Raw genomic sequence first — 22,235 nt, forward strand, 5'->3', positions numbered from 1 at the left:
CCGGTCAGGGGTGGGTCAGCCGAGCGTCCACTGCTGGGCGGTCGAGCCGGTGTAGGCCTGCTGGGTCACCGTCGAGCCGGTGCTCGCGGGGGCGGTGAGCGCGAGGCCGCTGCGCACCGAGGTCACCGAGTAGGCGCCGGTGGGCAGTTGGGTCAGGTTCCAGAGCTGGTTGGTGCCGGCGGTGCAGGTCCACTGGTCGAGGGTGGCGCCCGCGCTGCTGGAGCCGCCGTAGACGTCGGCGCACAGGCCGGAGCGGCCGTTGACCAGCTCGTAGGAGCCGCCGCTCTGCTGGACGAACTGCCAGCTCTGGTTGCTGCCGCCGTTCGGGGACCAGGTGATCAGCGGGTTGCCGGCGGCGGTGCTGCCGTTGGCGTCGTCCAGCGCGTTGCCGCCGCTGAGCAGCACGTGACTGCCCGTCAGCACGGAGCCGACGGTCCAGTGGAAGGTGGTGCTGCCGGTGGCGGTGCCGGAGGAGGCGGTGACCGTCACCGTCGCGCTGCCGGCCGTGCTGGGGGTGCCGGTGATCAGGCCGGTGGAGCTGATGGCCAGTCCGGCGGGCAGGCCGGTGGCCGAGAAGCTCAGCGCCTTGCCGGCGGTGTCGGTGCCGGTGAGCTGGAGCGAGACGGTGGTGCCGGTGCCGGTGGCGGTGGTCTGGTCGCCGGGGCCGGTGACCAGCACGCTCTCCGGCGCGCTGCCGGTCGCGGTGAGGGTCAGTTCCTGCTGGGCGGGGGTGCGGCCGCCGCCGACCGTGCTGCCCGTGGTGTCGGTCCAGGAGCGGGGCGGGGTGGTCTCGGCGAGCCCGCCGGAGGCGGCCGACAGGCCGATCACCAGGCCGCTGTACCGGTTGACCAGCTGGACGGAGCCGCCGGGGGCCGGCAGCACGAACCACTGCTGGCCGGCCGCCGCGCTGCCGCCGGCCGCCGCCGTGACGGTCGGCGCGGTGCCCCAGGCCCGGTTGGCGGTGCTGGTGGCGTCGACGCCGAGCAGCTGGCCGGTGGCGGAGTTGACGACCCGGTAGGAGCCGTCTCCGTCGGCCTGGAAGCTCCAGGACTCCAGGGCGGAGCCGGTGGCGGCGGCCCCGGAGGTGGTCGCCGAGCCGCCGGAGACCTGCGCCAGCACCCGGCCCTCGCCGCTGCTGATCCGGTAGCTCTTCGTCAGGTCCACCGGCGCCGGGGCGGGCGCGGAGGAGTCCACCGTGATGTCGGCGTACTCGCCGTCCGAGCTCGCGCAGCTGATCGAGCAGTAGGAGCGGAAGGACTTGGCGATGATGTTCGAGCTGGTCAGGTTGCCGCTGTCGACGAGCCAGCGGTACCAGGAGCCGGAGGTGTAGCTGCCGGTGTCGCCGGCCAGGGTCCACTGCTGGGTGGCCAGGTCGCGGGTGACGTAGAAGCGCTGCGGCGCCGTGCCGGAGACCACCTCGGGCTCGCCGATGTAGAGGCCGAGGTAGGCGTCGTAGGCGATGTTCATGATGAACAGGTCGGACTTGGCGGGCAGGGTGCCGGCCGCGACCTGCTGGTCCACGGTGCCGGTGGTGGCGGGGCTGTAGTCGCTGCCGACGGGGGTGTACCCGGTGGTGTTGCCGGAGCCGACCGGCACCATGTTGCTCTCCAGCCCGCCGATGCCGGGCTGCGTCCAGGCGCCGTCGTACCACTTCTGCCAGGTGCCGGCGGCCATCTTGCCGGAGATCGGCGCCCGGGCGACGTGCGCCAGGCCGCCGTTGCTGCCGCCGACGCCGCCCTTGGGGATGATCCGGGAGCCGTAGTAGACGTAGAAGTAGCCGGAGGCGGTGTCCACGAACAGGCGCGGGTCGCCGTCGCCGTAGTCGTAGGTCTGGTTCGGGAACGCGGTGGTGTCGCCCCGGGTGGTGCTGTAGGGGGAGGTGATCGCGTGGCCCTCGATGGTCCAGGTGCGGCCCTGGTCGGTGGACTTGGCGTAGTCGATCGAGTCGTAGTGCAGGCCGTCGCCGAACGGCTGGGGGGTGAACTCGTCGTGCACCAGCCCGTACCAGTCGCCGGTGTCCGGGTCCACCCAAGTACCGACCAGGTCGCAGAAGTTGACCTGCGAGTAGCCGGAGCCGGACGGCGCGGCGGTGGCCTCCAGCCCGGTCGGGGAGTTGTTGCAGCGCCAGGTGGTGTCGTTGTTGCGGTCGCTGCTGTTGGCCGGGTTGACCGCGTCGCTGATCGGCGAGCGGGTGGCGTGGTCGAAGTCGGTGCCGGTGTAGAAGGACCAGTTGCGGGCCTGGGTGGCGCCGTAGAGCGAGACCGACTGCTGGAAGTAGAACGTGCCGTCCTTGTCGATGTACGCGCTGGCCGGGGTGTCGGTGGGGTACGCGTACGAGCCGGTGGCGCCGACGGTGACGGAGTAACTGGGAGCGGTGGGGGCCGTGGCCGCCGCGGCGGCCGGGGTGGCCGTCGCCGAGCCGAGGCCGGCGGTGGCCAGCGCACCGGCGAGGATCCCGCCGGCGAGTCTGGTGCGCGGAGCTGACACAGGAACTCCTTGTGGGTGGGCGGGGTGCGAGTCCCGATCTCGCACCCCGCGGTAAGCCGTCGACGTCCTCGTCGGCGGCGGGGCCGGGTGTGGGGGCCCGACCCGGTCTGCGTCCCCCCGGGGCTGGGCTCCTCCTGGGAGCCTCAGCCTTCGGACATGCGGAAGTCGTAGGCGGGCGGCACCGGTTCACCGGGGTGGACGGCCTGCCAGAGGGTGTCGAGCGAGACCTCGCCCTCGCGCATGTTGTCCACCCGGATGCCCTCGGCGAGCAGCCGCCGCACCCGGTCGTCGTCGCCGGTGGCGTGCGCGGCGTTGGCCTCGGCGAGCCGGATCCGGCCGTGCCCGCGGGTGACGGCGGGCAGCCCCTCGATCAGCTTCAACGCCTCCGCGGGGCGCTCGGCCGCCAGCAGCGAATCCAGCGCCTCGATGGTCAGTTCGAGCAGTGCGGGGCGCAACAGGTGGGCCTCGTGGCGCAGTTCGGCCGCCTGCCGCGGGTCGGGCGCGAGGAACGCGAGGGCCCGCAACGCCCAAGGCGTGCGCAGCAGTTCGAGGGAGCGCTGGAACGCCTCCCGGGCGCCGTCCGGTTCGCCGTCGGCCAGCCGGAGCAGGCCCAGGTGGTAGCGCGCGTGCCAGTCCTCGGCGCGGGCCTCCAGCAGGGCTCGCCAGTGCGCCCCGGTGACCGGGGCGGCCGGCGGGTCGCTGACCGGCAGCGCGCCGGTGGTCAACAGCGCGCGCCAGGGCCGCTGTTCGTCCCCCGGGCTGCCGAAGGGCAGCCGTGCGGAGGCGGGGAACCGCCCGGCCTCGATCTCCAGCGCGGCCCAGCCCGAGCCGCTGGCCAACAGCTCCTCCGGTGCGCCGAACCCGGCGGCCGACTCGTGTGCGGCGGCCAGCTCGGCCGGCGGCAGCAGCTCGGCCAGCGCCCGGCCGGCGGCCTGCGAAGCCTGCTCCCAACTCCCGTGCACGGCGGCCGGATCGGCCTGGAGCAGGCCGTAGGCCTCGGTCCAGGACCAGGTGGCCCCGGCGGGCATCGGCAGGTGCTCCAGCTGGGTGCGGGCCAGGCCCGCCTGGATCTCCAGGTAGGCGCTGCCGGGGCCGGACAGCCACTCCTGCCAGTGCTTGCCGCCGGTGCCGGTGCCCCAGCAGAACAGCTTGCGGCCGCGCAGCCGTTCGGTGGAGGTCTGCACCAGGCCGGCGCCGGTGGCGTCCAGTGCGGCGATCCAGCGGCGCTCGCCGGCGGGCAGGTCGAGGAAGTAGTCGGCGGCCCGGGCCACCCGGCCCGGGTAGCTGCGGTCCTCGCCGTCCAGCAGCGGGAACTCCACCAGCTTCAGGTCGCTGACGTAGTCGCAGTGGAAGGCCTGCCCGGTGGGGGCGAGCACCCGGGTCTCCCGGTCCTCGGGCACCGCGATGTTGGACCACCAGTAGACCGGGGTCTCGTGCGGGGCCGGGTTGTGCAGCTCGACGTGCACCAGCAGCACCTTGGAGCCGGCGGGAAGCCAGCTGTCGATCCGCAGCACGATGCCGCGCAGCCGCTCGAAGGCGTACATCCGCAGCACCGGCGTGCCGTCGGGCGCGGTGACCCGGGCGGCGTGCAGCGGCTCGCAGGTGAGCGGCCAGTGGCCGGTGGTGCCGAGGTTCCACTCCACGCCGCCGGCCAGCCAGGCGTCGCGCAGCGCGAGGTTGGCGGGCTGCAGCACGGGGTTGCGGTGCAGCAGCTCCCGGCCGGTCCGACGGTCCGTCAGGGACCAGAGCCGGCCGCCGAGCGCGGGCAGCAGCACGGCGGTCAGGTGCTCGTTCTCCAGGACCACGCAAGGCAGTTCGCGCGTGGCGCGGTCGCGGTCGTAGCGGTCCTGGCGGGTGTAGGGCAGCAGCGAGTGCGGGGCGCCGTAGGCGAGGCCGCGGCGCATCTCCTCGTCGATCCCGGTGCCGCCGGCGGTGTAGGGCGAAATGCCGTGCAGGATGGGCAGGGTGGCGACCGGGTCGGCCGCGCCCTCGATCCGCAGCAGGTCCTGGCGCAGGGTGGAGGTCACTTGCCGATCCCCACCGTCATGCCCTGGATGATCCGGGTGCCCATCCAGGAGAACAGGGCGATCATCGGTGCGAGGATCAGGCAGACTCCCGCGAACATGGTTCCGTAGTCCATTCCGTTGAGCTGCGCGGAGGCGACGAACTCGGCGAGCGCCACCGGCAGGGTGATCTGGTCCTGGCTGTGGGTGAGGACCAGGGCGAACAGGGTCTCGTTCCAGGAGCTGATGAACTGCAGCAGGAACGCGGTGATCAGGCCGCCGCGGGCGACCGGCAGCACCACCTGGGTGAAGGTGCGCAGGGCGCCGGCGCCGTCCAGCACGGCGGCCTCCTCCAGCGCGGCCGGGATGCCGGCGAAGAAGCCGGTCAGCAGGAACACCGTGAACGGCATCGCCAGGCCGACGTAGACCAGGGTCAGGCCGAGTTGACTGTCCGTCAGGTTGGCCTTGGCCAGGCCGACGAAGAGCGGGACGACCAGCACCTGGCCGGGCACGCCCAGGCCCATCGCGAAGGTCATGGTCAGCGCCGAGGAGGTCCGGGAGCGGCGCCGGGCCAGCGCGTAGGCGCACGGCGCGGCGAGCGCGACGGCCAGCGCGGAGGAGGCCACGGCGACCACGACGCTGTTGACGGCGGCCGGCCCGAAGCCGCCGTCGCTCCAGGCGGTGGCGTAGTTGCCGAACTTCGGCGTGGTGGGCAGCCCGAAGGCGTGCTTGAGGATGTCACCGCTGCCGCGCAGCGAGGTGAGCAGGATCCAGAGGATCAGGAGGAGATCGGCGGCCACCGCACCCCAGACCAGGGCGGTGCCGATCAGTCGTGCCGGCCCGGCCGACCCGCGCTTGCTTCGCACGTGCTGCGACCTTTCTCAGTGGTGGACGAGTCCGTGGCGGCTCAGTACTCGATGGGATCGCGGCGCATCAGCCGCCGCAGCACCAGCGTCACCACGGTGACCAGCAGCAGGCTGGTGATCGCGGCGGCGGTGGCCATGCCCATCCGGGGGACGGTGGCCTGCGGGAACGCCTCGGTGTAGACGTACAGCGCGGTGTTCCAGCTGCTGACCGGCGGGTAGGCGCTGCTGCTGCCGCCGAAGAGCAGGATCAGCTCGAAGATCTTCACCGAGCTGACCGTCCAGAGCACGGCGCACACCGAGATGACGTCCCAGGCGCACGGCAGGGTCACGTGGCGGAACCGCTGCCAGGCGTTGGCCCCGTCCAACTCGGCCGCCTCGTAGAGGTACTCGGGGATCTGGTCGACCGCGGCCATGATGATCGAGGTGTAGTAGCCGGTGGCCGTCCAGATCAGCGTGCCCATCACCATCGGCAGCAGGTTGTCGGTGGAGAGCCACTTCGGCGGGGTGGTGACCCCGAAGAAGTGCAGCGCCTCGTTGACCGGCCCGCTGGGGGAGAACAGGAAGCCGGCGGCGATGCCGAAGACCATGCCGTTGACCAGGCAGGGGAAGAACAGCACCGAGCGGGCGAACAGCCGCCCGCGCATCTCGCGCAGCACCAGGGTCAGCGCGAAGCTGATCGCGAAGGTGACCGCGCCGCCGACGAACATCATCTCCAGCGTGTTCACCAGCGAGGTCCGGAACGCCGGGTCCTGGAACAGCACCTGGTAGTTGCGCAGGCCGCGCCACTGCATCGCGCCCATGCCGTCCCACTTGTAGAAGCTGGTCCACAGGGCGTAGCCGACGGGGGCGAGGAAGAGCACCGCGTAGACGATCAGCGCGGGGGCGGTGAACGGCCAGAACATCCGGCGCTGTTGGCGCTCGTGCGGGCCGGCACCGCGACGGGTGGAGCTGGGACGGGCCGCCCGGGCGGAGCGGGCCGCCCGGGAGGTGTCGTGGATCGTGCTGCTCAAGGCTCAGCCCTGGGTCTGCCAGTAGGTGACCTGGTCGGCCTTGCACTTGGCGACGAACTGGGCGGCGGTGAGCTTGCCGTGCCACAGGTCGAGGTAGTTCTGGTTGAACACCTTGGCCGGCCAGTCGCCCGCCACGCCGTCGTAGGGCAGCCGGACGGTGGGGCCGTTGAGCGTGCTCTGCGCGTCCTCCAGCCCGGGCGGGGCGGAGATGTCGGCGCGCGGGGTGATGTTCAGCGCGGTGGTGGAGATCCCCGTCAGCTCCTTCTTCTGCAGGAAGAAGGCGATGAACTTCTCGGCGGCCGCGGCGTGCTTGGCCTTCTTCGGGATCGCGAAGCCGAACAGCGAGGCGTCCGGGCTCTTGGCGCCGGGCGGCAGCAGCGAGCCGAACTTCCAGCCGGCCGGGACCTCCTTGGCGACCTCGGAGGTGACGTAGCTGCCGTCCATGTAGAAGGCGGCCTTGCCGGCGGACCAGTTGGTCTCCTGCGCCGGGTACTTGGTGGCGTCGTAACCGGGGATCAGGTAGCCGCCCTTGACCAGCTGCTCGACCTGCTGGGCGGCGGTGAGCACCGCAGGGTCGTTCCAGGTCGCGCCGGACTTGTCGGCGGAGAGCTTCTCGACGTTGCCGCCGCCGGCGCTGAACAGGTAGTCGAAGTAGAGGCCGTTGGTCCACGGGTCCTCGCCCTCGGAGGCGATGCAGGGCTTGCCCTTCGCCTTGAGCGCGTCGCACACCTTCAGCAGGCCGGCCCAGTCGGCCGGGGGGTTGGGCATGGCGGCGGCGGTGTCCGGGTCGGCCGCGTTGTAGTACATGCCGGTGGTGGCCACCTCGTAGGGGACCATGTAGTGGTCCGAGCCGCCCGGGTCCTTGGGCAGCATGTCGAAGTACTTGCTCGGGATCACGTCGGAGACCAGCTGGTTGTCGCCGGGGATCTGCGCGTTCAGCACCGGGGTGAGGTCCAGGGCCTGCCCGGCGGCGGCGGTCGACCCGTAGATCACGTCGTTCGAGTCGTCCCACAGGTCGGGGGCCTGGTTGCCGGCGATCGCCGGGCCGATCTTCTTGGAGATGTCGCGGCCGCTCCAGCTGACGTTGACCTTGACGCCGGTCGAGCTGGTGAAGTCGGCGATCGCGGCCTTCAGCACCTTGGCCTGCGGCTCGTCCTCGCGCCACATCGACCAGTAGGTGAAGCTGCCGCCGGACTTCGCGTCGCCGCCGGAGCCGCTGCTGCCGCAGGCGGTCAGGCCGAGCGCCAGGGCCGCGGCCGTGGCGGCGCCCAGGATGCGGAGCGGGGTCGAGGGAATTCTTCCCATGGGGGTCCTCTCACAGGCGCGGAGGTCGCGCAGCAGGATCGTCGGCGGAGGGTCACGATGCGGGGCCCGCCGGATGGCCTGAACCGTACGAGCCTCTTGACCGGTAAAACAAGTCCACGACAGGTAACGTTTCGGTCATGTAGTCGACGGCTGACGTTCCATCAGTGCGCGGACCTCGCATGATGCGCGAACGTGGGTTGACCCGGTCCAGGGGCTGGATCTAGCCTTCGGGCATAGTCAATGGACCGGTCAAATGCCGAAGGGCGCACACATGGCGACGATGCAGGACGTGGCGGACCGCGCCGGAGTCACCAAGCAGACCGTCTCCAACGTGATCAGCGGCCGGGTGCCCGTGCGCCCCGCGACCGCCGCCAAGGTCCGGGCCGCGATCGCCGAACTCGGCTACACGCCGAACCTGGTCGCGCGCTCGCTCGCCACCGGCGCGACCAGGACCGTCGGCCTCTTCGTCCCCAGCGTGGTCGGCGCCTTCTACGCCACCGTGGTGGAGGAGGTCGAGGACGTGCTGGAGGAGCACGGCTACCACCTGCTGCTCTCCACCACCCGGCTCGACGGCGAGCGGGCCAGGCGCCACCTGGCCAGCCTGACCAGCCGGTCGGTCGACGCCCTGCTGATCGCCGGCGACAACGACCTGATCGACCACCTGCCGCTGCTCGCCGAGGCCCGCTTCCCGGTCGCCCTGTGCGCCTGGGAGAGCGAGGTGCCGGACAGCTTCCCGGTGGTCACCATCGACTACGAGCAGGCCGGCTACCTGGCCGGACGCCACCTGCGCGAACTCGGCCACGAGCGGGTCGCGGTGCTGGCCAGCCCCGCCCACGGCACCCGCATCCGCGGCTTCCGGCGGGCCTTCGCCGCCGACGGCCTGGCCGTGCCGGACAGCGCCGTCCACTACGCCCCCGAACCGAGCCAGCCCGGCGGCCACGTGGCCGCCACCGCCGCGCTCACCGCCGACCCGGCCGTCACCGGCCTCTTCGCCACCCACGACGTGCTGGCGCTGGGAGCCCTGGAGGCGGCGCGCTCGCTCGGCCGCTCCGTACCGCACGACCTCTCCATCGTCGGCCACGACGACGTGCCCGAGTCGCGCCTCACCTGGCCGGCGCTCACCAGCGTGGCCATCCCCAGCCGGGAGATGGCCCGCCAGGCGATCGAGCTGCTGCTGCGCGCCGTCGCCAAGTCGGCCGCCCCGACCAACTCGCTCCAGCTGCTGCGGCCCGAACTGGTCGCCCGCGGCAGCACCGGCCCCGTCGGCGACCCGCCGGGCCGCCCCGGAGCCTGACCGGCGCGCGTCCCGCCCGTGACGGGGGGACGCCGCCGCACGCTCTTCGAAAGGACATTCAGTTGTCGATCGACCACGGCTCCGTGCCCGGCGGATCCGGTCCGGGTGACCCACCGTCGGGCGGGTCCACTCCCGACGGGTCCACCCCCGACGGATCCGGTCCCGCGCCCGACCGACTGTGGTACCGCCGACCGGCCGCCTCCTTCCTGGAGGCGCTCCCGCTCGGCAACGGACGCCTCGGCGCCATGCTGTACGGCGGCGTCCGCGAGACCGTCGAGCTCAACGCCGACACCCTGTGGTCCGGCGGACCCGGACCCCGCGACCGCGAAGGCGCGGCCGAGCACCTGGCCGAGCTGCGCACCGCCGTGCTGCGGGAAGGCGACTACGCCCGCGCCGAGCAGCTCGCGCTGCGCATGCAGGGCCCCTACCTGCACGCCTACCAGCCCCTCGCCACCCTCCAACTCGGGCTCGGCGAACGGGAAGTGGAGGAGTACGAGCGCTCCCTGGACCTGGCCCGCGCCGTGCACCGGGTCCGGTACCGCAGCGGCGGTGCCGAGATCGTGCGCGAGTCCTTCGTCTCCGCGCCGGACGGGGTGCTGGTCACCCGGATCACCTCCTCGGTGCCCGGGCGGCTCGACCTCACCGCGCACTTCGACACCCCGCACCCCGGCGCCACCGCCCGGGTCACCGGCGGGGGAGACCTGCTGGTCGGCGGCCGGGCACCGGCCGCCTTCGCCTTCGGCGAGCCGGACCCCGCGAGCTACACGCCCGACGCCGGGACGGGCTTCGCCGCCGGACTGCGGGTGCTCGCCACCGGCGGCCGGGTGCACGGCAAGGGCGACACGGTCACCGTCACCGGCGCCGACGAGGTACTGCTGCTGGTGGCCGTCGCCACCGGCTACCGGGGCTACGACGTGCCGCCGGTCGGCCCCGAGGACGGGCCGCTGGCGGAGGTGGCCGCGCAGCTCGCGGCGGCCACGCCGTCGAGCTTCCAGCAGTTGATGGACCGTCATGTCGCAGATCACACAAGGCTCTTCGACACCTGCACGGTCCGGCTCGGCGAGCCCGGACCGCAGCCCGCCGACCACCTTCCCACCGACGAACGCCTCGCCCTCGCCCGGGCCGGCGCCGAGGACCCGGGCCTGGCCGCACTGCTCTTCGCCTACGGGCGCTACCTGCTGATCGCCTCCTCGCGCCCCGGCACCCAGCCCGCCAACCTCCAGGGCATCTGGAACCCGCAGGTGGTCCCGCCGTGGAACGCCAACTGGACCACCAACATCAACCTCCAGATGAACTACTGGCCGGCCGAGACCACCGGCCTGGCCGAGTGCCACGAACCGCTCTTCGACCTGCTCGACGACCTCGCCGTCACCGGCGCCCGCACCGCCGAGACCTACTACGGCACCGGCGGCTGGACGGTGCACCACAACGTGGACCTGTGGCGCGCGGCCAACCCGGTCTCCGGCGAACCCGTCTGGGCGAACTGGCCGATGGGCGGCGCCTGGCTCTGCGCGCACCTGTGGGAGCGTCACCTCTTCGACGGCGACCCGGACTTCCTCGCCCGGCGGGCCTACCCGCTGATGCGCGGGGCCGCCCGGTTCCTGCTGGAGTTCCTCACCGAGGACGCCGAAGGCCGACTGGTGACCTGCCCCTCCACCACGCCCGAGCACCGCTTCCGGCTGCCCGACGGCACGCTGACCGCCGTCGCCGCCGGCGCCACCATGGACCACTGGCTCACCGGGGAGCTCTTCGCCAACACCGCCGCCGCGGCCCGGCTGCTCGGCACGGACGAGCCCTTCGCCGCCCAGCTCGACGCCGCCCGCGCCAGGCTGCGACCACCCGGCACCGCACCGGACGGCCGCCTGCTGGAGTGGTGGGAGGACCTGCCGGAGGAGGACCCCGGCCACCGCCACTTCTCCCACCTCTACGGGCTCCACCCCGGCAGCGCCCTCGACCCGCTCACCGACCCCGCTGGCGCCGCAGCGGCCGGGCTCGCCCTGGAACGCCGACTGGCGCACGGCGGCGGCTCCACCGGCTGGAGCCGGGCCTGGACGGTCGCCCTGGCCGCCCGCCTGGGCGACGGCGAACTGGCCGGCCGCAGCGTGCGGGAGCTGCTCGACCGGTACACCGCCCCCAACCTGCTCGGCCTGCACCCGCCGGACCTCTTCCAGATCGACGGCAACCTCGGCATCACCGCCGCCATCGCCGAACTGCTGCTGCAGAGCCACAACGCGGTGCTGCGCCTGCTGCCCGCGCTGCCCGCCGCCTGGGCCACCGGGCGGGCCGACGGTCTGCGGGCCCGCAGCGGCACGACCGTCGACCTGTGCTGGTCGGCCGGCCGCCTCACCGAGGCCGTCCTGCACCGGCGCACGGACGAGGAGTTGACCGTGCTGCTGCCGCCCGGCGCCACGGCGTGCGCGGTGACCGACCGCACCGGCCGGGTCGTGCGAGCGCAGGCCCTGGCGACCGCGCACGGCCTGCGGCTGACCGTCGCCGACTCCGGCGACCTGGTCCTTTGCCCGCGCTACAGCTGATCTACCGTCACTTCTTCCGCCGTCACTCCGTTCTGCCTGCTCGTCATCTTCGCTTGCCAGTCATCACCGATAGGGACAGCCATGCCCAAAACCAGTGCCACCTTGGCGGACGGCCGCGAGCTCCTCTTCTTCGACCCCGCCGGGACCGCCCCGCGCACGGCCGACGACCAGCGCCCGCTGAGCCCCACCGCCCATCTGTCCACCATCCGCCGCGACCCGGCCACCGGCGCCTGGGTCACCATCGCGGCCCACCGCCAGTCGCGCACCTACCACCCGCCGGCCGACGAGTGCCCGCTCTGCCCCACCCGGGACGGCCGGCTCACCGAGATCCCGGCCGGCGACTACCAGGTCGCCGTGCTGGAGAACCGCTTCCCCTCGCTCGCCATGCGCAGCGCCGTCGAACTCGGCGACAGCGAGACGCCGTTGCGCGCCGAGCGGTCCGGCACCGGGCGCTGCGAGGTGGTCTGCTTCACCGCCGAGCACGGCTCCTCCTTCGCCGACCTCACCCCCGACCAGGCCCGGCTGGTGCTGGACGCGTGGACCGACCGCACCGCCGCCCTCGCTGAACTCCCCGGCGTGGAGCAGGTCTTCTGCTTCGAGAACCGGGGCGCCGAGATCGGCGTGACGCTGGCCCACCCGCACGGCCAGATCTACGCCTTCCCGTTCACCACCCCGCGCACCGCCCGGATGATCGAGCAGGCCGGGGTGCACCGCGCCGCCACCGGCCGCAACCTCTTCGAGGACCTGCTCGCCGCCGAACGCGCCGAGGGCACCCGGGTGGTGCTGGCCGGTGAGCACTGGACCGCCTTCGTGCCGTTCGCCGCCCGCTGGCCCTACGAGGTGCACGTCTACCCGCACCGGCGGGTGCCCGACCTGACCCGGCTGAGCGAGGCCGAGCGCGCCGAATTCCCCGGAATCTACCTGGAGTTGCTGCGCCGCTTCGACCGGATCTTCGGCCCGGACCAGCCGCCCACCCCCTACATCGCCGGCTGGCACCAGGCGCCCGCCCACCGGGGCGACGAACTCGCGCTGCACATCGAGATGTTCACCATCCGGCGGACCGCCGGCAAGCTCAAGTACCTGGCCGGCGTGGAGTCCGGCATGGACGCCTTCGTCAACGACGTCGCCCCCGAGGACGCCGCCGCCCGGCTGCGCGAGGTCGCCACGTGACGGGGGACGGGATCCGGCTCGCCTTCGGAGCGCGGTACGGCGCCCGGCCCGAGGGCGTGTGGGCGGCGCCCGGCCGGGTCAACCTGATCGGCGAGCACACCGACTACAACGGCGGGCTGGTGCTGCCGCTCGCCCTGCCCTGCCGCACCCGGGTCGCCGTGCGCCGCCGGACGGACGGGGTGCTGCGGCTCTCCAGTGCCCAGGTCGCCGGCCCGCCGGTCGAGTTGCGCCTCGACGAGCTGCGGCCCGGCGCAGTGCACGGCTGGGCCGGCTACCCGGCGGGGGTGCTCCAGGCCCTGCGCGCCGCCGGGCACCCGGTGGGCGGCCTGGACCTGCACGTCGACAGCGACGTCCCGCTCGGCGCCGGCCTCTCCTCCTCGGCCGCCCTGGAGTGCGCCACCGCGCTCGCCCTCAACGACCTCCACGGGCTCGGACTCGGCGCCACCGAGCTGGCGCTGCTCGCCCAACGGGCCGAGAACGAGTTCGTCGGCGTCCCCTGCGGGGCGATGGACCAACTCGCCTCGGCCTGCTGTCAGGAGGGCCACGCGCTGCTGATCGACACCCGCGACCTGACGCTGCGTCAACTCCCGCTCGACCTGGCCGGCGCAGGCATGCACCTGCTGGTGCTGGACACCCGCACCAAGCACGACCTCGGCGACGGCGCCTACGCCGCCCTGCGCGCCGGCTGCGAGCGCGCGGCCGCCCTGCTCGGCCTGCCCGCGCTGCGCGACCTCCACCCGGACGCCCTGGCCCCGGCCCTCGCCGCCCTACCGGGCGAACTGCGCCCACTGGTCCGCCACGTGGTCACCGAGAACGCCCGGGTCGAACAGGCCGCGACCCTGCTCGACACCGGCTCCTACGCCGCCCTCGGCCCCCTGCTCACCGCCGGCCACGCCTCACTGCGCGACGACTACCGGGTCTCCTGGCCCCAGGCCGACCTCGCCGTCTCGGCGGCCCTGTCCGCGGGCGCCCACGGGGCCCGGATGACGGGCGGCGGCTTCGGCGGCTCGGTACTGGTCCTGGTGGACGCGGGCGCTGCACCCGCCGTGGCGACGGCAGTCGGCGCGGCCTTCCGCCGAGCGGGCTACGAGCTGCCCCGGGTCGTCGCGGCCCGCCCGTCCACGGGGGCCTGCCGACTGGGGTGAGCGCGCCGGGGGGGAGCCGGTCACCTGCGCGTTGCGGTTGGATCCGGCTCGTCCAGGACGAAGTCGCGGACGTGGCGGACGAACTGGTCCGGTTGCTCCAGGACGACCGCATGGCCGCTGTCGATCTCGGTATAGCGGCTGTGGGGGATCGCCTGGTGCATGGCGCGGGCGTGCGCTGCGGGGACCAGGTTGTCTTGGGTCAGGCCGATCACCAGCGTTGGAGCGGAGATCTGCGGGAGCCGGTTGCGCAGGTCGACGCGCTGCCCCAGTTCGATCCGGGCCGCGGTGCCGTCGGGCGAGCGGCGTTGGATGAACTGCGCAACACGCTCGTGGCCCAGTCCGGCAAGGAAGCCGGGGCTCAGCGCCAGTGAAAGCCCGAACGCCGTGGCGAGCGCGGGGTCGGAGGCTTCCAGCGTTCGCCAGGTCTGGAACACCAGGCGGTGGCGTGGGTCATCGCTGCTGACCCATCCGGCGACCAGGACCAGGCGGCGGACCAGGTGCGGGTGTGCGGCCGCGGTGGCCGCCGCGACCACTGCGCCCAAGGACACGCCGACCACGTCGACCGGTCCCGTGGCGGCGTCGGTGATGACCGCGGCCGCCTGCGTGGTCAGCAGGTCCAGGTCCAGCGGTCCGTCAGGGACGGTCGAGCCGCCGGAGCCGGCGTAGTCGGGCGCGAGGACCGTCCGTTGGTCGGTGAAGCGGTCGATCACCGGTCCGAACCCGGTTGCGCCATCGCTGTTGGTGCCGTGCAGTAGCAACAGGCCCAGGCCGGACCCTTGGCGGAGGTAGGGCACTGTGGTCCCGGAGGCGGTAGCGGTCGGCATGCAAGGACTCCTGTTGATCATCGGCCAGTACCGAGATCCTGGCATCCGGAACTGACAAGACTCGACGCTTACCCCGGCTTCGACAGTTGGCGGGCACACGACCGGGTGCGATCGGATGTCATCGCAGGTCAGCGTGATTTGAGTGGTCTGGAGCGGTATCGGGCTGCGGGCACGCGAGTTCAGGTGTTCTGCTGCTGTGGCCCGGGCTGACTGGGCATCATGCGGGCATGTACGTGCGGAAGACCCAGCGGCGGAACAAGGACGGCAGCGTTGTTCGGTACGTGCAGCTGGCCACGAACCGGCGGGTGGGCGGCACGACGCAGGCTGACGTGCTGCTCAACCTCGGGCGGGAGGACAAGCTTGATTTGGACTCCCTGCGGCGTCTGGTCGCGTCCTTGAACCGCTACCTCGGCGACACGGACGTGGACGTCGCCGAGCCGCTGGGCGTCGAGGGTGGCCCGCTGGAGGTGGTGGCCTCCCGCCCGCTCGGTGCGGTCTGGCTGCTGGACGGCCTGTGGAAGCTGCTGGGCATCGACCAGGCCCTGGCCAAGGTGCTGGACGCGCGCCGGTTTCGCACGGACGTGGAGCGGGCGCTGTTCGCGCTGGTCGCCAACCGGGCGGTGGCACCGGACTCCAAGCGGGCCGCGAGTGAGTGGGCGAGTCGGGACGTGGTGATCCCCGGCGCGGGTGAGATCGCCGAACAGCACGCCTACCGGGCCATGGATCTGCTCGTCGGCGAAGACACCCAATCCGCCGTGCAGGAAGCGGTGTTCTTCGCCGCGGCGAACCTCCTCGACCTAGAGGTCGACCTGATCTTCTTCGACACCACCAGCACCTACTTCGAACGCGACGACGCCGACACCGCGGACGGGGCCCTTCGCCGCTACGGGCACTCCAAGGACCACCGCAAGGACCTCCCGCAGGTCGTGATCGGCCTGGCCGTCACTCGCGAGGGCATCCCGGTCCGCTGCTGGACCTGGGCCGGGAACACGAGCGACCAGAGCGTGATCGAGCAGGTCAAAGCCGATCTGCGGGCCTGGCGCCTGGGCCGGGTGGTCACCGTCACCGACTCCGGCTTCTCCGGCGAGGCCAACCTCGCCTGCCTCGCCCGCGCCGGCGGGCACTACATCACCGGCGTCAAGATGCGCGAAGGCTCCGCAAAAGCTGCCGAGGCCCTCGCCAGGCAGGGCCGCTACCAGCACGTCCGGGACAACCTGCGGGTCAAGGAGGTCCGCCTGGACTCCGATCCCGGCAGACGCTGGATCATCTGCCACAACCCCGCCGAAGCCGAACGGGACAAGCTTCGGCGCGAGCAGCAACTCCAGGCGATCACCGAAGAACTCGACCGGATCGCCGCCGCCCGCGCGGCGGACGCCAAGAAGGCCAGGGAGCGCGCCGCCAAGGCCGGCCTCAAGCGAGCCGTCATGCCGTCCGACGCGCCCCACCGCAAGGCCGAGTGCGCACTGCGGGACCACCCCTCCCTCGGCCGCTGGCTCAAGCAGTCCACGACCGGCCGACTGTCCATCGACCGCGCCAAGGCCAAGACCGAGGCCAACCTCGACGGGAAGTACCTGCTGGCCACGTCCGACCCGGACCTGACGGCCGAGGATGTCGCACTCGGCTACAAGAACCTCCTGGAAGCCGAACGAGCCTTCCGCACCATGAAGTCGACCTTGTATCTGCGGCCGGTCTACCACCGCCTCGACGACCGCATCCGCGCTCACGTCCTGCTCTGCTGGCTCGCGCTGCTACTGATCCGCGTCGCCGAACGCCGCACCGACCTCACCTGGCGGACCATCAGAACCGAACTGCAGCGCATCCATCAGGTCACCCTCGCCGGGCCCGCCGGACGGCTCGAACAGACCACCCAGACCACCGACACCCACGAGCGGATCTTCAAGAGCTGCGGCATCCCGATGCCGGCAAAGTTGAGCGGCCTCACCACCGCCGAATAGGCCCTGACCAGGACAAAGACCTGTCGGAGGCGTGGACACACGCCCCCGACGGCACCTCACGCCTATTCCCGCAGGTCACACCCGAAATCCGACATGATCGTGTGCCCGCCAACTGTCGAACTCGGGCTTACCAGGGCCGTCACGCCGCGATGAAACTCGGCTCCTTGACTGCGGGCGAATGCCTCAACTCCGACCACCGCCGCAGGATGAGCAGCGAGGAACTCGCTTGCCGCGGAGCGGAAATAGTCCAGCGAGGTGCTCAGCGTCCACGTCATGAACCACAGGGTCCGGACTGGCGGGTTGTACTGCTACCGGCTTTTCGGCAAACCCGGCGAACCCCTGCGGTCACAGCGCTAGGCTTGCCGGTCGTGGACGACTCGGGGGTACCACCGGCGCTGGCGAGGGCGAAGGCCCGCAGGCGGGGAATGCTCTACTTCGGCGTGGTTGTGGCGCTGACGCTCGGGCCGGCGCTCTGGGTGCGGCCGGCTCCGGATCCGCCGTTCGTGCTCTTCGTGGCCTTCGTGGGCGGGCTGCTGCCGATGCTGGCTGCCACGACCTGTTCGGCCCGGGGGCCGCTGCGCGTGCACGAGGCCGACCCGAACCTGCTGACCGCCCGGACCGGGACCGGCGAGCGGACCGTCGACCTCGGGCAGATCGCGCGGATCAGCAGCTTCGAGTTCCTCTCCCGCGGCACGTACGATTCGCCCGCGCTCATCGTGAAGGACCGCCGAGGAGTGCGGCTCGGCGTGACCACCCTGGAGGGCTACCGGCTGGTCCGCGACGCCGTGGAGCGCCAGGCGGCCATGCCGGTAGTCCCGGCGCCGCGGATCTCCCGCACTGCCCGCCGCATCCTCGACGAGGCCCTGCCCGCTTGGTGGGAGTTCCTCCGGGGCTGGGCGTACTCCCTGTACGGGACGGCCGTCGGCGTGGCCTGCCTGATCGTCGCGCTGGAGGTCGCCCGGACCTGACCGTGGCACGGGAGGCGGCGGCCGACGCGGGCGCCTCCGCGAACGGGTCGCGCCGCGGAGGCGGTCCGATGGGCCGTCAGCTTCGTTCGCCTCGGCCCGGTCCGGCTAGTTCACGTAGAGGTCGGCCTCGCCGAGGATGCCGGAGCCGGTGAAGCCGGGGTTGAACGGGGTCCAGGTGCAGTAGAAGGCGGTCCACTGGTGGTTGGTGACGCCGAGGCTGCCCATGCTCTGGCACTGGTCCTGGTAGTAGTACTCGGCGTGCCAGGTGTAACCGGGCGCGGGGGCCGGGGCGGCCTCGGCGGTGCCGGCGGCCACCAGGCCGGCGCCGAGCGCGAGGGCGAGCGCTGCTGCGGTACGGAGACGTCGCGTCATGGTGCGGGGCCTTTCGGTTGTGGGGGAGGGGAGTTGGGGTGCGGACTCCGCCGTGGCGGGGTCGGAAGAAGGCTAGTGAACTGGTCTGGACCAGTCAATGGGTTCCATTCATCTCAGCTCACCGGGCGGCGATCTCTCAAGATTCCGGGAGGGCAGCTCTCAGACCCGTCAAAGACTGGTCTGGCCGACTGTCGGTATGACGTCGCTCCTCCATGTGCCAAGGTCAGGCCGAGTCGCCCGGTTCGTCCCGGCGAACGCGCGGGTCGGGACGGGCGGGCCCAGACGCGAGCGGGTCGTCACCCTCGACCTGATGCGCGGCTACTACGTGGCGATCCTCGCGGCGGTGCACCTCGACTACCTGCCCTCGCTGCTCGGGGACGTGGACGGACGGGGTTCGCTGCTGGTCTCCGAGGCGGAGAACTTCTTCCTGATCGCCGGACTGCTGGTCGGCATGCTGCGCCGGCGCGACCTGGAGCGGCACGGGGCGGCGCGGATGGCGCGCAACTCCTGGCAGCGGGCCGGCCGGCTGTACCTGGTCGCCGTGACGCTGACCCTGCTGTTCACCTGCATCGGACGGCTGGCCGCGGCACGCGGCGTCACCGCGGTCAAGGTCGGCCTGGACACCGGCTCCTCCCCGGCGGCCCTGCTCTGGCGGGCCGCGATGCTGCGCTACACCTACGGCTGGGCCGACTTCCTCACCTTCTACGTGCCGATGTTCCTGCTGGTGCCGCTGGCCGTCTGGCTGCTCTCCCGCCGGCTCGCCGCGCTGGTGGTGCTGCTCGCGTACGCCGGCTACGTGCTGCCCTCGCAGTTCGCCACCGGCGCCGCCAGCCCGTTCCTGCAGTGGGGCGTCTACTTCTTCCTGGGCACCGTGGCCGGCTACCACTGGGACGACCTGCGCGGCTGGGTCGGACGCCTGGCACCGCGCCGGCGGCTGACGCTGCGCTGGGCCCTGGTGCTGGCCGCCGTGCTGATCTACGCCGCCGGCACCGTGCTGCTCTACCACCCGGAGTGGACCAGCTCGCCGCTGTACAACGAGCTGTTCCAGAACAACCGGCTGGGCCTGCTGCGCCCGGTGATCGCACCGGTCAGCGCGGCCGGGACCTACGTGCTCATCCGCCGTTTCGAGGCCCCGATCGCGCGCACGGTCGGCAAGGTGCTGCTGCCCTTCGGCCGCAACTCGCTCTACGTCTACGTGGCGCAGAGCTTCTTCATCTTCCTGGTGCCCTTCGTCTTCGGGCCGCGCGGCTTCTGGTTCAACACCAGCGTCGACCTGACGATCATCGCTGTCGTCTTCTGCGCCGTGCGCACCCGCTTCCTGGCCTTCCTGCTACCGGGAGCCTGACCGGTCCTAAGACTGCGGCGCGCTCTCGACGAACTCCAGGAGGTTGCCGACCGGGTCCTGGGTGTAGAACCGGCGGCTGGGCGGCAGGGTCTCGTCCCACACCACCAGGGCGCCGAGCTCGCCGAGGCGGGTGGCGAACTCGTCGATCTCGCTGACGGCGAGTCCGGGGTGGGCCTTGTGGGTGGGGCGGAACCCCTCCTCGATGCCGAGGTAGATGCGCACCCGTCCGCCGTCGGCGGCGAACCAGCAGCCGCCGGTGTCGGCGAGCGGGGCGGGCTTGGCGATCTCGGCCATCTGCAGCACGTCGCCGTAGAACGCCCGCAGCAGCGGCTCGGTGCCGGGCGGCGCGGCGAGTTGGACGTGGTCGAGCGCGGTGATCATGGATGTCTCTTTCCGGGGTAGGGATTTCGGGGGTCGGAGCGCGCCCGGTCAGGCGAGCGCCTCCTGCTCGGTGCGGTCGGGCTCCTCCTCCAGGTGCCAGTGCAGGTCCTGGATGCCCGGTTCGAGCGAGAGCCGGGAGACCACCTGCTCCAGCGCCGCGGCGACGTCGCCGGTGATGGCGACCGTGGCCCGCAGGCTGGCGGTGTCCTCGCGCTCCCGGCGGGCCCGCAGGCCGGTCGGGGCCAGGCCGGAGCCGGCGAGCGCCTGCAGCAGCAGGGCGCGGACGTGGCTCTCGGAGCGGCGGTCGCACCGCAGGTGGACGGTGGCGCGGACGGTGGCGTCCGGGTCGGTCCCGCTCGCGGGCGCCCGGTCGAGCAGCCGGCCGGCCGGGCGCAGCACGAGGTGCACGGCGAGCACGGTGAGCGTGCCGAGCAGGGCCAGGTCGAGGTGCCCGGAGGCGGCCAGCACGCCGACGGCGGCGGAGCACCACAGGGTGGCCGCGGTGTTGAGGCCGCGCACCCCGGCTCCGTCGCGCAGGATGACGCCGCCGCCGAGGAAGCCGATGCCGGAGACCACGTAGGAGGCGACCCGGGTGGGGCTGGTGGCGTCGCCGACGGCCTCGCTGTAGAGCACGAACAGGGTGGCGCCGGCGGCGACGAGGGCGTTGGTGCGCAGGCCGGCCATCCGGGCGCGCCACTGGCGCTCGACGCCGATCAGGGCGCCGCAGCCGACGCCGGTGGCGAGGCGGGTGAGGAAGTCGAGGGTGGTCAGGGTGTGCACGGGGGCACCTCCTTGTCGGGAGGGCGGCCGCCGGGCGCGCACCACCGGGACCCGCGGCGGCGGCACCGCGCGGGTCTGACGCTCCGTCAGAAGAGCGTGCAGGGAGGGTGGTTATCGCATGCCGACGGAGAACGAGGACAGGCGGGGGCAGGGGCTACTGTGGCCCGGACTACTGCAATCCATGTCTCTCGCCTCCTCCCGGTCGCACGCGCCCCGTGGCGCGCGTCATCGACTCGGCAAGGAGTTCACCGGCGCAGCCGCGATGCGCGGCCGCAGTGGTGCCGGTTCACCCCAACTCGTCAGAGCTTTGGCACTCCACGGCGTGATCCCTGCCCCGACCGCCGGCCGGGGGCCCATAGCGGGGCGCGGGAAGCCACTTGGGGTCAACCCTTAAGTCGGGAAGACCTGTCCTGAACCTGGGCGTCTCTCGACGTCGTCGGGTCAGTGGCCTGTGTCCGTGAAGACGCCTCACCGAACGAGGTGCCTTTCAAACCTCGCCAAGCCTAGACCCGATCCGGCGGGTCACTAAACACCTTTACGAAGTCTTGACCTTTTCCCCGGTGTTCGAGCACCCGGGTCGGTGGTCGGGTCAGGCTCGGCCGGGGGCGCGCCGGGCGCCGAACCACCTGCCCAGCCGGGACAGCTGACGGGTGCCCAGGAGGCCGAGCAGTGTCACCCCGACGCCGGCCACGCAGTCCAGCAGGTAGTGGTTGGCCGTGCCCATCACCACGACGGCGATGGTCGCGGGGTAGAGCAGCCCGAGCACGCGGAGCACGCGGTTGCGGCTGTGCCGGAAGACCAGCAGCCCGCACCACAGGGCCCAGCCGACGTGCAGGCTCGGCATCGCCGCGTAGTCGTTGGTCATCGCGGCGAGCCCCTTCGGCACGCCGCCCCCGCCGCTCCACCAGCCGAGCGAGGAGTGCAGGGCCAGCACGTCGACGAACCCTGACGAGTTGTCGAGCAGTCGTGGCGGCGCGGTCGGGAACGCGATGAACCCGACCAGCCCGAGGGTCGTCGTCAGCACCAGCCAGGTGCGGGCGCGCACGTAGTGCTCGCGGCGGTAGCGCCACAGCCAGAACAGCACGCCCGCCGTGACCGCGTAGTGCAGCGTGGCGTAGGCGAAGTCGGCGGGCACGCCCAGGCAGGGGTGCTGCGCGAAGAGGCGGTTGAGCCAGTGCTCGGGGCTCAGGCCCAGGGCCCGCTCGCCGGCGAGCAGGTCACGGCCGTGCTGCTGGGCCTGCGGCAGGCTGCTGCTGGCGAGCAGGCGGCTGCCGTCGTAGGCCGCGTACACCAGCAGCAGCAGTTCCCACCGGGCGCGGCGCCACCACGGCCGCCGCGCCGCGGCGGCCGGCAGTGCTTCGAGTGACGGCGCTTCGAGAGGTGGTGCGGCGGGTCCGTCGAGCCCGCCGGGTGCCGTGTCGATCGTGGCACCGGGCTGGGCGTAGTCGTTCTTCAGCGTGATCCCCTCCTTGAGCGCGTGAGCTCCGGGGCGGCTGGTTTCACGTGCTGACGACCCGGCAGGGTTGTGGACACGCCGAACCGGACCTCCATGCTTCCCCCGCTTCCGCCGACCGCCGCGGCACTCGTTCGTGTGCTTCACGCGCGACTGGATCTTAACTCTTGGCAGGACTGCCACGTGTGCGGCCACCCGGTGCGAACGCCGCCCCCCATATCCCCCATGACCTGCGGCCCGGCCGACGCGCCAGTCTGACATGTGCCCGGCGAGCCGGAGGCCGTGACACGCCAGGGCCGGCCGCCGGTCAGTTCCCCGGCCGTGCGCGGTACTTGACGGCCGC

18 protein-coding genes and 1 riboswitch are annotated in these 22,235 nt (G+C 72.4%); of the genes, 7 read left to right on the forward strand and 11 right to left on the reverse strand.

Annotated features, from left to right (window positions below):
* Window positions 1-15: 15 nt before the first annotated feature.
* The 5 genes from FHX73_RS30600 to FHX73_RS30620 form a co-directional block, all read right to left on the reverse strand.
* Entirely contained in the window at window positions 16-2,487 is a 2,472-nt protein-coding gene (locus FHX73_RS30600; protein WP_145909123.1) for an RICIN domain-containing protein, read from the reverse strand.
* A gap of 143 nt (window positions 2,488-2,630) precedes the next feature.
* The gene (locus tag FHX73_RS30605) at window positions 2,631-4,514 is read right to left on the reverse strand and encodes a DUF5107 domain-containing protein (protein ID WP_145909124.1); all 1,884 of its coding nucleotides are present in this window, start codon (window positions 4,512-4,514) and stop codon (window positions 2,631-2,633) included.
* Window positions 4,511-5,356 (reverse strand): carbohydrate ABC transporter permease, encoded by an 846-nt coding sequence (locus FHX73_RS30610; protein ID WP_145909125.1) that lies wholly within the window; start codon window positions 5,354-5,356, stop codon window positions 4,511-4,513. The genes FHX73_RS30605 and FHX73_RS30610 overlap by 4 nt, the downstream gene beginning before the upstream one ends.
* Window positions 5,357-5,397: 41 nt before the next feature.
* Window positions 5,398-6,366, reverse strand: a complete 969-nt coding sequence (locus FHX73_RS30615; protein WP_145909126.1) for a carbohydrate ABC transporter permease — start codon at window positions 6,364-6,366, stop codon at window positions 5,398-5,400.
* A gap of 3 nt (window positions 6,367-6,369) precedes the next feature.
* Window positions 6,370-7,671: an ABC transporter substrate-binding protein gene (locus tag FHX73_RS30620; RefSeq protein WP_145909127.1), complete on the reverse strand. Its 1,302-nt coding sequence runs from the start codon at window positions 7,669-7,671 to the stop codon at window positions 6,370-6,372.
* A gap of 271 nt (window positions 7,672-7,942) precedes the next feature.
* Between FHX73_RS30620 and FHX73_RS30625 the strand changes: the two genes are divergently transcribed.
* The 4 genes from FHX73_RS30625 (at window position 7,943) to galK (ending at window position 13,814) form a co-directional block, all read left to right on the forward strand.
* Window positions 7,943-8,965, forward strand: a complete 1,023-nt coding sequence (locus tag FHX73_RS30625) for a LacI family DNA-binding transcriptional regulator (protein WP_145909128.1) — start codon at window positions 7,943-7,945, stop codon at window positions 8,963-8,965.
* A gap of 62 nt (window positions 8,966-9,027) precedes the next feature.
* The gene (locus tag FHX73_RS30630; RefSeq protein ID WP_246213964.1) at window positions 9,028-11,499 is read left to right on the forward strand and encodes a glycoside hydrolase family 95 protein; all 2,472 of its coding nucleotides are present in this window, start codon (window positions 9,028-9,030) and stop codon (window positions 11,497-11,499) included.
* Between the two features lie 81 nt (window positions 11,500-11,580).
* Window positions 11,581-12,669, forward strand: coding sequence for a galactose-1-phosphate uridylyltransferase (gene galT, locus FHX73_RS30635; protein WP_145909129.1), 1,089 nt, complete (start codon window positions 11,581-11,583; stop codon window positions 12,667-12,669).
* On the forward strand, window positions 12,666-13,814 hold the full coding sequence (gene galK / locus FHX73_RS30640; RefSeq protein WP_145909130.1) for a galactokinase: 1,149 nt from the start codon (window positions 12,666-12,668) through the stop codon (window positions 13,812-13,814). Before galT ends, galK begins: the two co-directional genes overlap by 4 nt.
* Before the next feature lie 20 nt (window positions 13,815-13,834).
* On the opposite strand, the gene FHX73_RS30645 is transcribed toward galK, so the two are convergent.
* Window positions 13,835-14,638 carry an alpha/beta fold hydrolase gene (locus FHX73_RS30645; protein ID WP_145909131.1) on the reverse strand — a complete coding sequence of 268 codons (804 nt, stop codon included), beginning with the start codon at window positions 14,636-14,638 and terminating at the stop codon, window positions 13,835-13,837.
* Between the two features lie 227 nt (window positions 14,639-14,865).
* Between FHX73_RS30645 and FHX73_RS30650 the strand changes: the two genes are divergently transcribed.
* Complete coding sequence (locus FHX73_RS30650; protein ID WP_145908878.1) at window positions 14,866-16,593, forward strand: IS1634 family transposase; 1,728 nt, start codon at window positions 14,866-14,868, stop codon at window positions 16,591-16,593.
* Window positions 16,594-16,655: 62 nt separating this feature from the next.
* Here FHX73_RS30650 and FHX73_RS30655 read toward each other — a convergent pair whose 3' ends face one another.
* Entirely contained in the window at window positions 16,656-16,868 is a 213-nt protein-coding gene (locus tag FHX73_RS30655) for a hypothetical protein (protein ID WP_145909132.1), read from the reverse strand.
* A gap of 93 nt (window positions 16,869-16,961) precedes the next feature.
* Between FHX73_RS30655 and FHX73_RS30660 the strand changes: the two genes are divergently transcribed.
* Window positions 16,962-17,561, forward strand: coding sequence for a hypothetical protein (locus FHX73_RS30660; protein ID WP_145909133.1), 600 nt, complete (start codon window positions 16,962-16,964; stop codon window positions 17,559-17,561).
* 105 nt (window positions 17,562-17,666) lie between these two features.
* Here FHX73_RS30660 and FHX73_RS30665 read toward each other — a convergent pair whose 3' ends face one another.
* Window positions 17,667-17,933 carry a hypothetical protein gene (locus tag FHX73_RS30665; protein ID WP_145909134.1) on the reverse strand — a complete coding sequence of 89 codons (267 nt, stop codon included), beginning with the start codon at window positions 17,931-17,933 and terminating at the stop codon, window positions 17,667-17,669.
* Window positions 17,934-18,129: 196 nt separating this feature from the next.
* On the opposite strand from FHX73_RS30665, the gene opgC reads away from it, so the two are divergent.
* The gene (gene opgC / locus FHX73_RS30670) at window positions 18,130-19,278 is read left to right on the forward strand and encodes an OpgC domain-containing protein (protein WP_281292745.1); all 1,149 of its coding nucleotides are present in this window, start codon (window positions 18,130-18,132) and stop codon (window positions 19,276-19,278) included.
* A gap of 6 nt (window positions 19,279-19,284) precedes the next feature.
* Here opgC and FHX73_RS30675 read toward each other — a convergent pair whose 3' ends face one another.
* The 3 genes from FHX73_RS30675 to FHX73_RS45060 all read right to left on the reverse strand — a co-directional run bounded on the left by FHX73_RS30675 (window position 19,285) and on the right by FHX73_RS45060 (window position 21,730).
* Window positions 19,285-19,659, reverse strand: a complete 375-nt coding sequence (locus tag FHX73_RS30675; RefSeq protein WP_145909136.1) for a VOC family protein — start codon at window positions 19,657-19,659, stop codon at window positions 19,285-19,287.
* A gap of 48 nt (window positions 19,660-19,707) precedes the next feature.
* Window positions 19,708-20,439, reverse strand: coding sequence for an MgtC/SapB family protein (locus tag FHX73_RS30680; protein ID WP_145909137.1), 732 nt, complete (start codon window positions 20,437-20,439; stop codon window positions 19,708-19,710).
* Window positions 20,440-20,722: 283 nt separating this feature from the next.
* A riboswitch (M-box (ykoK) riboswitch) is annotated at window positions 20,723-20,926 on the reverse strand.
* Between the two features lie 102 nt (window positions 20,927-21,028).
* Window positions 21,029-21,730, reverse strand: coding sequence for a phosphatase PAP2 family protein (locus FHX73_RS45060; protein WP_170305148.1), 702 nt, complete (start codon window positions 21,728-21,730; stop codon window positions 21,029-21,031).
* Window positions 21,731-22,235 lie beyond the last annotated feature (505 nt).

The sequence above is a fragment of the Kitasatospora viridis genome (assembly GCF_007829815.1).
Lineage (GTDB): Bacteria > Actinomycetota > Actinomycetes > Streptomycetales > Streptomycetaceae > Kitasatospora > Kitasatospora viridis.

Excerpts from the sequence above, each read along its gene's own strand:
- FHX73_RS30645 (WP_145909131.1), bottom strand. The coding sequence starts at position 14,638 with ATGCCGACCGCTACCGCCTCCGGGACCACAGTGCCCTACCTCCGCCAA.
- FHX73_RS30655 (WP_145909132.1), bottom strand. The coding sequence starts at position 16,868 with ATGACGTGGACGCTGAGCACCTCGCTGGACTATTTCCGCTCCGCGGCA.
- FHX73_RS30665 (WP_145909134.1), bottom strand. The coding sequence starts at position 17,933 with ATGACGCGACGTCTCCGTACCGCAGCAGCGCTCGCCCTCGCGCTCGGC.
- galT (WP_145909129.1), top strand. The coding sequence starts at position 11,581 with ATGCCCAAAACCAGTGCCACCTTGGCGGACGGCCGCGAGCTCCTCTTC.
- opgC (WP_281292745.1), top strand. The coding sequence starts at position 18,130 with ATGACGTCGCTCCTCCATGTGCCAAGGTCAGGCCGAGTCGCCCGGTTC.
- FHX73_RS30650 (WP_145908878.1), top strand. The coding sequence starts at position 14,866 with ATGTACGTGCGGAAGACCCAGCGGCGGAACAAGGACGGCAGCGTTGTT.
- FHX73_RS30625 (WP_145909128.1), top strand. The coding sequence starts at position 7,943 with ATGGCGACGATGCAGGACGTGGCGGACCGCGCCGGAGTCACCAAGCAG.
- FHX73_RS30620 (WP_145909127.1), bottom strand. The coding sequence starts at position 7,671 with ATGGGAAGAATTCCCTCGACCCCGCTCCGCATCCTGGGCGCCGCCACG.
- FHX73_RS30675 (WP_145909136.1), bottom strand. The coding sequence starts at position 19,659 with ATGATCACCGCGCTCGACCACGTCCAACTCGCCGCGCCGCCCGGCACC.